At 72.3% G+C, this 12,565-nt stretch carries 9 protein-coding genes; 5 read left to right on the forward strand and 4 right to left on the reverse strand.

The features are described 5' to 3' along the window. Nucleotides 1-10 precede the first annotated feature (10 nt). The gene (locus ACIBCT_RS16720; RefSeq protein WP_399189282.1) at nucleotides 11-361 is read left to right on the forward strand and encodes a cupin; all 351 of its coding nucleotides are present in this window, start codon (nucleotides 11-13) and stop codon (nucleotides 359-361) included. A gap of 37 nt (nucleotides 362-398) precedes the next feature. Here ACIBCT_RS16720 and ACIBCT_RS16725 read toward each other — a convergent pair whose 3' ends face one another. Continuing rightward, on the reverse strand, nucleotides 399-908 hold the full coding sequence (locus tag ACIBCT_RS16725; RefSeq protein ID WP_399189284.1) for an Lrp/AsnC family transcriptional regulator: 510 nt from the start codon (nucleotides 906-908) through the stop codon (nucleotides 399-401). Nucleotides 909-1,023: 115 nt separating this feature from the next. On the opposite strand from ACIBCT_RS16725, the gene ACIBCT_RS16730 reads away from it, so the two are divergent. Next, on the forward strand, nucleotides 1,024-1,551 hold the full coding sequence (locus tag ACIBCT_RS16730) for a DUF2000 domain-containing protein (protein ID WP_399189286.1): 528 nt from the start codon (nucleotides 1,024-1,026) through the stop codon (nucleotides 1,549-1,551). A gap of 80 nt (nucleotides 1,552-1,631) precedes the next feature. Here the strand turns inward: ACIBCT_RS16730 and ACIBCT_RS16735 are convergent, their stop codons facing one another. Further along, nucleotides 1,632-3,044: a glycoside hydrolase family 43 protein gene (locus ACIBCT_RS16735; protein ID WP_399189288.1), complete on the reverse strand. Its 1,413-nt coding sequence runs from the start codon at nucleotides 3,042-3,044 to the stop codon at nucleotides 1,632-1,634. A 638-nt stretch (nucleotides 3,045-3,682) separates the two neighbouring features. On the opposite strand from ACIBCT_RS16735, the gene ACIBCT_RS16740 reads away from it, so the two are divergent. Further along, nucleotides 3,683-5,134, forward strand: a complete 1,452-nt coding sequence (locus ACIBCT_RS16740; RefSeq protein WP_399189290.1) for a glycoside hydrolase family 43 protein — start codon at nucleotides 3,683-3,685, stop codon at nucleotides 5,132-5,134. 167 nt (nucleotides 5,135-5,301) lie between these two features. Next, on the forward strand, nucleotides 5,302-7,395 hold the full coding sequence (locus tag ACIBCT_RS16745) for a PQQ-dependent sugar dehydrogenase (protein WP_399189292.1): 2,094 nt from the start codon (nucleotides 5,302-5,304) through the stop codon (nucleotides 7,393-7,395). A gap of 75 nt (nucleotides 7,396-7,470) precedes the next feature. Here the strand turns inward: ACIBCT_RS16745 and ACIBCT_RS16750 are convergent, their stop codons facing one another. Next, on the reverse strand, nucleotides 7,471-7,923 hold the full coding sequence (locus ACIBCT_RS16750; RefSeq protein ID WP_344908331.1) for an Lrp/AsnC family transcriptional regulator: 453 nt from the start codon (nucleotides 7,921-7,923) through the stop codon (nucleotides 7,471-7,473). Between the two features lie 112 nt (nucleotides 7,924-8,035). On the opposite strand from ACIBCT_RS16750, the gene ACIBCT_RS16755 reads away from it, so the two are divergent. Next, the gene (locus ACIBCT_RS16755; RefSeq protein ID WP_399189294.1) at nucleotides 8,036-11,551 is read left to right on the forward strand and encodes an indolepyruvate ferredoxin oxidoreductase family protein; all 3,516 of its coding nucleotides are present in this window, start codon (nucleotides 8,036-8,038) and stop codon (nucleotides 11,549-11,551) included. Here the strand turns inward: ACIBCT_RS16755 and ACIBCT_RS16760 are convergent. After that, nucleotides 11,548-12,531, reverse strand: a complete 984-nt coding sequence (locus ACIBCT_RS16760) for a carbohydrate kinase family protein (protein ID WP_399189296.1) — start codon at nucleotides 12,529-12,531, stop codon at nucleotides 11,548-11,550. The two genes, ACIBCT_RS16755 and ACIBCT_RS16760, sit on opposite strands and share 4 nt — an antisense overlap. Between the last annotated feature and the right edge of the window lie 34 nt (nucleotides 12,532-12,565).

The raw sequence follows: 12,565 nt of genomic DNA on the forward strand, positions 1-12,565 counted from the left end.
AGGAAACAACATGATCGACATAACGGCTCTCGCCGAGGAGCACCTCTCCCTGGCCAGGCAGAGCGCGCACGGCCGCAGCGCGCACACCTACCTGGACGAGGGCACGCTCCGCCAGGCGATCATCGCGTTGACCGCGGGAACCGTCCTGGGCGAGCACGACGCCCCGCCGGCCGCGACGCTGCACGTCCTGTCGGGACGGGTGCGGGTCGTCGACGGTGAGCCCGCCGACGGTTCCGGCACCGGCCAGGGGGCCTCGCTCTCCGCGGGGCAGGCCGCCGCGATCCCGCAGCGGCGGCACTCGCTGGAGGCCGACGAGGACTCCGTGGTCATCCTCACCAGCGTCGTCAACATCACCACCTGAGGGTCGTCCTCCCCCGACGCGGCCTTCCCGCCCGCCGTCAGGCGGGCGGGGACGCGGGACGGGGGCGGGTCCTCGGCGGGCTCGGCCGCCCCGGCGGGAGCACCTCGACCGAGGTCTTGCGGATGTGGTCGTAGACCAGCGAGGTGCGCACGTCGGCGATGTTGCGGTGCCGGGAGACGTGGTCGAGGACGAAGTCGCGCAGGTGCCCGGTGTCGCGCACGGCCACCTGGACGATGAAGTCGTCGCCGCCGGAGACCACGAAGACCGCGAGGGTCTCCGGGAGCGCGGTGACATGGTCGCGGAAGGCCTCGACCGCCTCGCGCACCTTGGGGTGCAGCCGGACGTTGATCAGCGCCTGGACCGGCCGGCCGATGGCGGCCAGGTCGACCTCGGCGTGGAATCCCTGGATCACCCCCCTGGCCCGCAGCGACCGGACCCGCTCCAGGCAGGTCGAGGGCGCGATGCCGATCCGCTCGGCCAGCTCGCGGTTGGTCTGGCGGCCGTCGCGCTGCAGCTCGGCCAGAATGGCCGTGTCACATTCGTCCACGGACCCATCTTCGCAGAAATTCCTGAACTTAATTCGGAATCGCCTCGATCGAGTTGTGAGTCGTACGGAGAGAATGCGACCGTCCACTCACAAGTTCGAAGAGAGGATCGTGGAGATGACCGTGCGGACGACCACCGGGACCGCCCCCGCCGCTCAGGACGCCCCGGCCGGTCAGGCCGGCTGGGCCGGCTGGGCCGCCGGCCTGGAGCGCCGGACCGACCTGCCCACCCGGAGGCTCCCGGTGAAGTGGGTGATCGTGATCGACGGGGACCTGCCGCGCGGCCTGCAGGCCAACGCCGCCGCCTGCCTGGCCGCGTCCGTGGGCGGGGCCGTGCCGGCGATCCTGGGCCCGTCCGGCACCGACGCCTCCGACCGCGCCCACGCCGGCCTGCCGTGGATCGGGTGCACGGTGCTGGCCGCTCCCGGTGAGACGATCCGCCGGGTCCGGGACGACGCGGCCGGCGAGGCCGAGCTGGTCGTCACCGACATGGCGGCCATCGCGCAGCGGACCAACGTCTACGACGAGTACCTGGCCGGGCTGGCCCGTACCGCCGGAGCGGACCTCGCCTACTACGCGGTCAGCCTGCTGGGCCCGCGGGCGGTGGTGGAGCGCCTCACCGGCCGGCTCCCCCTGCTGCGCTAGGAGCCGCCCGGAGTCCGGGTCCCCACCGGCCACGGCCGGCCCGGCACCGGGTCCCGCCCCGGTCAGGATCCCGAACGGCTCTAGTACGTGACCCGGAAGGTGGCGTCCTGCCGGGCGGCCAGGGCGGAGCCGGTGCCGAGCTGGTCGATGCGCAGCACGTGGCCGGAGTGCCGGACGTAGCGGTCCGGGAAGTTGTGCGACCGGAACGAGGCCCACGCGCCGTCGGCCAGGCCGGCGGTGCGGTGGAAGGTGGCGTCGGCCCGGAACGTCGGGGTGTTGTCGTTCGGATCGAGCCTGAGGGCGTAGTTCGAGTGCCGCAGGTAGCGGCCCGGGAGGTTCACCGACTCGAACGACACCCCGGCCGGGTCGGCCAGGCCCGGCACCAGGCGCCACTGCTGGTCGGCCGTCGGGTCCATCGGGAAGGGGTCGATCCGCGCGACGTTGCCCGCGTGCCGCACGTAGTGATCCGGGAGGTTGTACGACTTGAGGCGGTTCCACCGCGGTGCTCCCCAGCGGTTGACCAGCGCGGTCCGCTCGGCCGCGGTGATCGGGGTGACGGTGGCGTGCTTGGCGTTGATCGGCGCGGTGTAGGCGCGCAGGCCGATCGGCGACCAGGCGTTGCCGTTGACGTCGGCCGACTGCCAGGCGTAGAAGACGGCGTTGGCCGGTGAGAAGGAATCGCCCCACAGCCAGAACGTGTTGCTCGTGTTCGACCTGACCAGGATCGGCGCCTCGATCGCGCCGCCCTGCCGCAGGCCGGTGGTGAGCGTGGTGAAGCTGTTCGGCAGGCCCGTGGTGGAGCGTGCCACGTACAGGTTGCCGTCGGCCATGTTCTTGTACGCCAGGTAGAAATTCCCGCCGTCCACCAGGACGTCGCCGTCCAGGACGTTGAAGCCCGGGTCGAAGAACACCTGGGGCGTGCCCATGTTCACGAAGTCGGTGGTCCAGTTGACCATGAACACGTCGCGGGTGCCGTTGTTGGCCGAGTAGATGACCGCGTACTGGTTGCGGGAGGGGACCCAGAACGCCTCCGGGGCCCAGGAGTGCGTGTTCATGGTGTGCAGGCGCACCCGGCGGTAGCCGGTGAAGGAGGTCAGATCGGCCGAGTCCCACACGTGGACGTACTGGTTGTCGAGATTGAACACGCGACCCTTGAGGTCGGTGGCCAGGACCGTGAACGTGCCGTCCTGCCTGCGCAGGATGAAGGGGTCGCGCAGGCCCTGCATGCCGGCCGTCGGCGTGGCGACCGGGTCGTTCTGGTTCAGCGGCGTCCAGTCGAGGCCGTCGGAGCTCACCGCCAGGTGCAGGGCGTAGCTGTCGCCGGACTGGTTCGGGGACTCCTTGAAGTAGCCCATCACGTACGCCGAGTACGTGGCCGCGAGGGCCGCGCGTGCCGTTCCGGTCACGCCGGGCGCGGGCGCGGCGAGGGCCCCCACCGGCGCGGCCAGCCCGGCCTTGAGCAGCGTCCTGCGAGAGACATGACGGTGGACCATGGGCAGTCTCCTCGTGGTGGGTTCCTCCCGGAGCCGGCCGGAAGGAGTCATGATCGGGTCGAGGCGTCGACGGAGCGAAAAATGTTATCGCTAACATTCCTTCGCGCGAGATCCCGAAGAGGACGGGATCCCGAATCGCCGGTGGGAGGGCGAGGCCGGGGTTCCGTCCGGGTCTCCGGTGTGTTTCGCAGAGTGTTAACGCTCACAGGGAGGTTGTCAATAGCCGGATCACCGGACGGAGCGGGCCCTCGCGGCACCGGCAGGCCGACAGGACGCCCGTGAACTGCGCTTTCCGGAGGACCCTCCCGGCTCGCCCGCGTGACGTCGGCGACCGGTCGGCGACCGGGCGTCATGGGGTATTGACCGACCCGATACCGGCGATCACACTGATGTGACGCCGATGCGACCCCGGCCGGGCCGAGGTCCCGTGCCGTGATTTCAGCGCGCCGGCGGTCACGTATCCCTGCGATGGACGAATTTCCACGACGTGAGATGTTAACGCTAACAGTCGCGGGCCGACAGAAGGAACGACGTGTGACGCGCCCGTGTCCCCGCGACGCCGCCGGGCCGGCCGGGCGGAGGTCGCCGGGGACGGCGGCCCCCGGCCCCGTCCTGCTCACCCCCCGAAGGAGAAACGCATGTCGAAGGCCCTGTCCAGGGTGGGCGCGGTGCTCGCCGCCTGCCTGATGTTCACCTCGTGGTCGCTGGCCGCGCCGAGGGCGGCGGTCGCCCTCGAACCCTTCACCGGATACCTGATGGCGCACTTCACCGGGGAGTCGGCGAACGGCGAGCAGATCTACCTCGCCCACAGCGACGACGGGCTGCGCTGGACCGACCTCAACAACGGCGGCCTGGTCCTGCGCTCCACGGTCGGCACGCGAGGGGTCCGCGACCCCGCCCTCGTCCGGTCCCCCGCCGGTGACCGGTACTGGATCGTCGCGACGGACCTGCGCATCGCCGCCGGCACCTCGTGGAGCGACGCCGCGAACCGCGGGAGCACCTCGCTCGTCGTGTGGGAGTCGAGCGACCTGGTGAACTGGTCGGCCCCGCGGCTGATCAACGTCGCGGGCGCCATCCCCGGCGCGGGCAACGCCTGGGCGCCCGAGGCCGTGTACAACCCCGAGACCGGTGACTACGTCCTGTACTGGGCCACGAACTCGCCCCGCAACGGCGTGACCAAGCACCGCATCTGGTACGCGCGCACCAGCGACTTCCGCAGCTTCACGGCACCGCAGCTGTACATCGAGCGCGGCGGCAGCCAGGGCATCATCGACACGCAGATCGTCGAGGTGCCCGGTGCCGTCGGCGGCTACCGGTACTACCGGGCCTCGGCGGACGGCCACATCACGATCGAGGCGAGCAACTCGATCCTGGGGTCCTGGACGACGCTGGGGAACCTGTCGCACATGGGGATCTCCAACGGCACGGGCGGTGGCAACGTGGTGGAAGGTCCGATGTGGGCGCAGTTCAACGGCCGCAACGAGTGGGCCCTGTGGCTGGACCAGTACGCCACCGGCCGCGGCTACATGCCCGTCACCTCCACCGACCTGGGCAGCACGCGGAACTTCCGGACGCGCTCCGACCACGGCATGGGCACCAACCGCAAGCGGCACGGCTCCATCCTCAACCTGACCGCCGCGGAGGAGAACCGCGTCCTGGGCCGCTGGGGCGCCACCGTGCCGGTCAACCGCATCCAGTCGTACAACTTCCAGACCCGGTACGTGCGGCACGCGAACCTCGACGTGCGCATCGACGCGAACGTCAGCCCGGCCCAGGACGCGCAGTTCCGGCTGGTGCCCGGCCTGGCGAACGCAAACGGCCACGTGTCCTTCGCGTCGGTGAACTACCCCGGGTACTACCTGCGGCACTACGGGTTCGACTTCGTCCTCGCGCCCGACGACGGCACCGCGACCTTCGCGGCCGACTCCACGTTCCGCCGGGTCGCCGGGCTCGCCGACGCGTCGTGGTCGTCCTTCCAGTCGTACAACCACCCTGACCGGTACATCCGGCACTACGACTACCTGCTCCGGCTCGACCCGATCGGCGACGCGCAGAGCCGGGGCGACGCCACCTTCCGCGTGACGTCGTGACCCGCGGCGAGTAGCCGGGCGGCCATGGGGAGGCTGCGGCGGTTTCCGGCCGATCTTTTCGGACAGAAGGAGTCAACACAAAACTCCCGAAACGGTCAGCTTTGCCACGTAGGCTGACGATCACCTCACCCCGGAAACCCCGCGGACGATCCCCCCTTGGAGAACAGGTGCGAACACCCCCCTCGACCAACGGCCGGAGGCCGTGGCCTCGCGTGCTGGTGGCCGCGATGACCGCGGTGGCCACCGTGGCCGCCGCGCTCGCCATGACGGTGGCGGGCGCGGCGCCCGCCTCGGCGGCACCGGCGACCGTGGTCGGCGTGGCCTCCGGCCGCTGCCTCGACGTGATCGGCAACAGCACGGCCTCCGGCACCGGCGTCAACATCTACGACTGCAACGGCCAGGCCAACCAGTCCTGGACCTTCACCGCGGCCGGTGAGTTCCGGGTGTACGGCGACACGATGTGCCTGGACGTGGTCGGCCAGGACACCACCGCCCCGGCCGCGCTGCAGATCTACACCTGTACCGGCGGCGCCAACCAGCGCTGGAGGATCAACGCCGACGGCACCGTCACCGGCGTGCAGTCGGGCCTGTGCCTGGACGTGACCGGCGAGGGCACGGCGAACAGCACCCGGGTGGGGCTGTGGACCTGCACCGGGCGCGGCAACCAGCGGTGGACGACGTCCGCGGGCGGCACCGACACCCGGCCCCCGACGGTGCCGGGCGGCCCGCGGGTGAGCAACCTGACGTGCGACTCGGTGACGTTCTCCTGGAACGCCTCGACCGACGACGTCGGGGTGGCCTTCTACGACGTCTACCACGACGGCCAGCAGATGAAGACGGTGAGCGGCACCACGCTGTCCACGAGCCTCACCGTGGTCCCCGGGGCCACCTGGGGCCTGTACGTCAACGCGCGCGACGCCGCGGGCAACGTCTCGCAGGCCAGCACCACGGTGACGATCACCCCGCCGCAGTGCCAGGCCGACACCCAGGCGCCGAGCGCCCCGACGCAGCTGACCGCGTCGGTGTCCGGTACCACGGTGACGCTGAGGTGGACCGCCTCGGCCGACAACGTCGGGGTCCGCGCCTACGACGTGTACCGCGGCGGCGCCAAGGTCGGCGCGGTCAACGGCACCCCGCCGGCCACCACCTTCATCGACAGCGGGCTGGCGGGCGCCACGAGTTACCAGTACCACGTGGTGGCCCGCGACGGGCAGGCCAACGTCTCGGCGCGCAGCGACACCGTGACGGCGACCACCGGCGCGGCGTGCGCCAACCCGGTGTGCACGGTGAAGCAGGTCGCGACCGACACCGACATCCCGTGGGGTCTGGTCACGCTCCCGGACGGCACGATCCTCTACGGCCGCCGCGACGCCGACGACATCGTCCGCCTCGACCCCTCCACCGGGGCGAAGACGACCGTGGGCACCGTGCCGAACGTGGCCGGCACCGACGGCGAGGGCGGCCTCCTCGGCCTGGAGATCTCACCCACCTTCACCAGTGACCGCTGGGTGTACATCATGCACACCTCGCCGACCGACAACCGGATCGTGCGGATCAGGCTGGTGAACGACAGGCTCGACACCGCCGGCGGGCAGGTCCTGCTCAGCGGGATCCTGCGCAACAAGTACCACGACGGCGGCCGCCTGCGGTTCGGCCCGGACGGCAAGCTGTACGCCAGCACCGGCGACGCGCAGAACGGCGACCACGCGCAGAACACGTCCCACCTCAGCGGGAAGATCCTGAGGATCAACCCCGACGGCAGCGTGCCGTCGGACAACCCGTTCGGCAACCCCGTGTGGAGCTACGGCCACCGCAACCCGCAGGGGCTGGCGTTCGACTCCCAGGGCCGGCTGTGGGAGCAGGAGTTCGGCAACAGCGTCATGGACGAGACCAACCTCATCACCAGGGGCGGCAACTACGGCTGGCCGGCGTGCGAGGGCACCAGCGGCGCCTGCGGCACCGCCGGGTTCATCGCCCCCAAGCGCACCTATCCCACCGCGGACGGCTCCTGCTCCGGCATCGCCGTCGTGCGGGACGCGCTCTACGTGGCCTGCCAGCGGGGCACCCGGATGTACCGGGCGGTGATCAGCGGCAGCAGCCTGACCGGGTTGCAGAGCTACTTCAACGGCACCTACGGCCGGCTGCGCACCGTGGAGCCCGCCCCGGGCGGCCTGTGGCTGACCACCTCCAACACCGGCGACAAGGACAGCACGCCGAACAACAGCAACGAGAGGATCCTGCACGTCACGCTCGGCGGCTGACCGGGCGCCGTCGATCACGGCGAGGACGCCCGGCGGTCCCCGGGGACGGCTCCGGGACCGCCGGGCGTCCTGCTCTCACAGGGGCAGGGCGCCGCCGGTCTTGAGGGCCTTCATCGCGATCTGCGAGGTGAGCTTGTCCAGGCCGGGCAGGCGGCCGAGCCGCTCCAGGCAGAGCTGGCTGTAGGCGTCCATGTCGGGCACGGCCACCCGCAGCACGTAGTCGGGGCGGCCGAACATCCGCAGGCACTCGACCACGTCGTCGATCTCCAGGACGGCCGCCTCGAAGGCGGTGACCGTCTCGGCGTCCTGGCCCTCCAGCTCGACGTAGGCGACGACCTGGAAGCCCCGGCCCACCGCCGCGGGGTCGATCACGGCCCGGTAGCCGGTGATCACCCCGGCCTCCTCCAGGTTGCGGACCCGGCGCAGGCAGGGCGACGGCGTCAGCCGCACCCGCTCGGCCAGCTCCAGGTTGCTCAGCCGCCCGTCCACCTGCAGGTGGTTGAGAATTGCGCGATCCGTCCCGTCCATGACATCGGATGCTAACGAGACGGTCCGGCCTTGGAAAGATTGAAATCGAATTTTGTTCTGTCTGGCATAACCTTGCGGGCATCGCAGGAGCGCCACAGACGGGACCAGGACCATGACGATCTTCGCCGACGCCCGTGAGATCTCCCCTGACGACCGCTACCTCCGCCAGGAGGGCCGGGTCTTCATGACCGGCACCCAGGCCCTGGTGCGGGTGATCCTCGACCGGATGCGCGCCGACCGCGCCGCCGGCCTGGACACCGGCGCGATGGTGTCGGGCTACCCCGGCTCCCCGTTGGGCGGCTTCGACCAGGAGCTGGCCCGCTCGCGGCGCCACGCCGAGCCGCTCGGCGTGGTGCACCGCCCCGGGCAGAACGAGGAACTCGGCGCCACCGCCGTCTGGGGCAGCCAGCTGGTGCCCACCCTCCCCCGCCCGCGCAGGTCCGGCGTGCTGGGCGTCTGGTACGGCAAGGCGCCGGGCGTGGACCGCGCGGCCGACGCGTTCCGGCACGGCAACTTCGTCGGCGCCCACCCTTCCGGGGGCCTGATCGCGTTCTGCGGGGACGACCCCTCCTGCAAGTCCTCCACGCTCCCCTCGGCGACCGAGACCGCGCTCGCTGCGCTCGGCATGCCGGTCGTCCACCCCGGAAGCGTCCAGGAGCTGCTCGACCTGGGACGCCACGCGATCATGGCGTCCCGGGTCAGCGGCCTCTGGGTGGCGGTGAAGGCCGTCTCCAACGTCGTGGACGCCACCGGCACCGTGGACCTCGGGTACGACCGGGCCGCCCCGGTCGTACCCGAGGTCGAGTACGAGGGCAGGCCCTACCGGCACGTGCCCGACGCCACCCTGCTGACCCCGTGGTCGCTGGAGATGGAGCGCACCCTGGTCGGCCCGCGGCTGGAGCTGGCCCGCGCCTACGCCCGCGAGAACGGCCTCAACCGCGTCACCTGCGACCCGCCGGACGCCTGGCTGGGCATCGTCGCCTCCGGCACCGCCTACCACGACGTGCGCGAGGGCTTCCGCAAGCTGGGCGTCACCCCCGAGGAGGCCGGCGTCCGGCTGCTGAAGATCGGCATGATCTGGCCGCTGGAGAAGGAGATCGTCCGCGCGTTCGCCCGGGGCCTGACGGAGATCCTGGTCGTGGAGGAGAAGGCCCCGCTGCTGGAGACCTCCGTCAAGGACGTGCTGTACGGGATGACCGGCGCCCCCCGCGTGCTGGGCAGGCACGACGAGAACGGCGAGCGGCTGATCCCCGGGTACGGATCCGTCGACGCCGACCTGGCCGCCAAGGCCATCGCCTTCCGGCTGCGCCGCCGCGGCCTGACCGGCTTCGGCGACCGGATGGACGCCGGGCTCGCGCTGCTGAACCGCCCGGCGCCGCTGACGCTGCTCGCCCCGAAGCGCACGCCCTTCTTCTGCTCGGGCTGCCCGCACAACCGCTCCACCGCCGTGCCCGACAACGCGCCCGTCGGCGCCGGCATCGGCTGCCACACGATGGTGGTGCTCAACCGCGAGGGCAAGGGCGAGCTGTTGGGCCTGACCCAGATGGGCGGTGAGGGGACGCAGTGGATCGGCCAGGCGCCCTTCACCGACACCCCGCACATCTTCCAGAACCTCGGCGACGGCACCTTCCACCACAGCGGCTCGCTCGCGATCAGGGCCGCGGTCGGCGCGGGCGTCAACATCACCTACAAGCTGCTCTACAACAGCGCGGTGGCGATGACCGGCGGGCAGACCATCACCCCGGCCCTGTCGGTGGCCGAGCTGACCCGCTGGCTGGAGATCGAGGGGGTGCGCCGGGTCGTCGTCACCACCGACGAGCCCAGGCGCTACCGGGGGGTCAGGCTGGCGGGCATCGCCGAGGTCCGCGACCGCACGGCCCTGGACGACGCCCAGCGCGAGCTGGCCGCGATCCCCGGCGTGACCGTGCTCGTCCACGACCAGCAGTGCGCGGCCGAGAAGCGCCGGCTGCGCAAGCGGGGCGAGCTGCCCGACCCGCCCAAGAGGGTCGCGATCAACCAGCGGGTCTGCGAGGGCTGCGGCGACTGCGGGCAGAAGTCCGAGTGCCTGTCGGTGCTGCCGGTGGAGACCGAGTTCGGCCGCAAGACCGAGATCCACCAGTCCTCCTGCAACAAGGACTACTCCTGCGTGGAGGGCGACTGTCCCTCGTTCGTGACCGTCCTGCCCGCCAGGGGCAAGGCCGCCGGGAGGCGCACCGTCGTGCCCGTACCGCCCGTGATGCCGCTGCCCGAGGCGCGCGCCGGTGAGGCGTCGATCAGGATGGTCGGCGTCGGCGGCACCGGGGTGGTGTCGGTCGCGCAGATCCTCGGCACCGCCGCGATGCTCGACGGCAGGCGCTCGCGCGGGCTCGACCAGACCGGCCTGGCCCAGAAGGGCGGCACCGTCGTCTCCGACATCCTCATCTACGACGACGCCGACGGGGAAGGCGACGACGGGGAGCGTACGGCGCGGGGCGGCACGGCCAGCGTGGACGCCTACCTCGCGCTGGACCTGATCGGCGCCACCGACCCCGCCCACCTGGCCGCGGCCGACCGCGGCCGGACCGTGGCGGTGGTCTCCACCAGCCTGGCCCCGACCGGCTCGATGGTGCTCGACCCGTCCACCCACCTGACCGACCCGGCCTCGCCGATCGCGGTGCTGGAGACGCGGACCCGGCGCGGGCTGAACGTCTACCTCGACGCCGAGCGGCTGGCCCAGGCGCTGTTCGGCGACCACATGCCGGCCAACACCATCGTCATCGGGGCGGCCTGGCAGCGCGGCCTCATCCCGGTCGGGCTGGAGGCGATCGAGGGGGCGATCCGCGCGACCGGCGGCCGGTCCGCCGAGCGGACGCTGACCGCCTTCGCCTGGGGACGCGCCGTCGTCGCCGCCCCCGAGGCGGTGGCCGAAGCGGTGGCCGAGGCGACCCGTCCCGCGTCCCCGGTCGCGCCGGCCCCGTCCCCGCAGGCCGCGCGGCTCGTCGACGCGGTCGCCGAGCCCGGCACCGAGCTGCACCGCATCCTCACCGTCCGGGTGCCCGACCTGGTCGCCTACCAGGACCTGCGCCACGCCGCCCGCTACGCCGACGCGGTCCGCGCGGTCCTGGAGCGCGAGCGGGCGGTCTCGGCGGACTCCTGCCCGGTCACCGAGGCCTACGCCCGCGAGCTGCACCGGCTGATGGCGTACAAGGACGAGTACGAGGTGGCGCGGCTGCACCTCGACCCGGCCGAGCGGGCCAGGATCGCCGCCGAGTTCGGGCCGGGCGCGCGGATCTCCTACAACCTGCACCCGCCGGTGCTGCGCGCCATGGGCGTGAAGCGCAAGATCCGGCTCGGCACCTGGTTCGACCCGGCCTTCCGCGCGCTGTACGGCATGCGCCGGTTGCGCGGGACCCGGCTGGACCCGTTCGGGCTGGGGTCGGTGCGCGGGACCGAGCGGGAGCTCGCCGGCGAGTACACCCGCGACGTGCACCGCGCGCTGGACCACCTGCGCCCGGAGACCGCCGAGCGGGTGCTGGAGCTGGCCGGGCTGCCCGACCTGATCCGGGGGTACGAGCACGTGAAGCTCCGCAACGTGGCGGCCTACCGCGAGCGGGCGGCGCGGCTGCTGAGCGACCTGTCCACGCTCTAGCGCGACCTGTCCGGGCTCTGGTCCCGCGCCCTGCCGGGGCCGGGCGGCGCGGGGAGCTCCCGCTCCCTGCGCAGCAGCGTCGGCTCGTCGACGGGGTCCTCGTGGGTGCCGGCCGACGTGCAGGCGTGGGCTCCGGCGACGGCGCCCAGCGGGAGGGCGTCGCGCAGCGGCCTCCCGGCGAGCAGCCCGTACAGGACCCCGGAGACGAACGCGTCGCCGGCGCCGTTGGTGTCGGCCACCGGGGCCGGCAGGGGCGCGGCCGGGACGTCGCCGAAGCCGTCCTCGTCGAGGACGCGGCAGCCCGCGGCGCCGTCGGTGCAGACGACGGCGCGTGCGCGGCCCCGGGCCAGGATGCCGCGCATGACCTCGTCGCGGCGCGTGCCCAGTGCGGTGGCCGACAGGAAGACCAGGTCGGAGGAGAGGGCGAAGTCCCTGTGGTGGTCGTCGTCGCCGTCCCAGTCGTGCAGGTCGGTGGAGACGAGCCCCGTGGTCCTGTCCTCCAGGTCGGGGTAGACGTGGCGGGAGAAGTCGTTGATCGACACGTGGACGTGCCGGGCCGCGCGCACCGCGTCCAGGTACAGCCGTCTGGGCAGCCGCTCGCCCGGCACGGCGCGCGGGTCGAACAGCGAGGTGCGCCGCCCGTCCGGGCCGACGAGCAGGACGCTGCGCCGGGTCCCCTGCGGGGCGTGCGCCCAGGCGGTGTCGATGCCGGTGCCCTCGAAGCGGTCCCTGATGAACCGGCCCTGCGGGTCGTCGCCGATCAGGTCGACCAGTTTGACGCTCAGGCCCAGGGCGTGGCAGCCCAGGGCGACGCCGCTGCCGGTGTTGCCGATCCGGTCGATCACCGGGGGCACCGCGTAGGTGTCGGCGTACGGCAGGGGCAGCGAGGGGACGTAGGCGGTGGTGTCGACGCCGGTCCCGCCGATGACGACGACGTCGACGGTGCAGCTGGGGTCGCTGGCGTCGCGGGCTGTGCTCATGCGCCCATGCTCGCACCGGTCCGGCGGGGCCGGT

The sequence above is a fragment of the Streptosporangium sp. NPDC050855 genome, from assembly GCF_044456585.1.
Classification (GTDB): Bacteria; Actinomycetota; Actinomycetes; order Streptosporangiales; family Streptosporangiaceae; genus Streptosporangium; species Streptosporangium longisporum.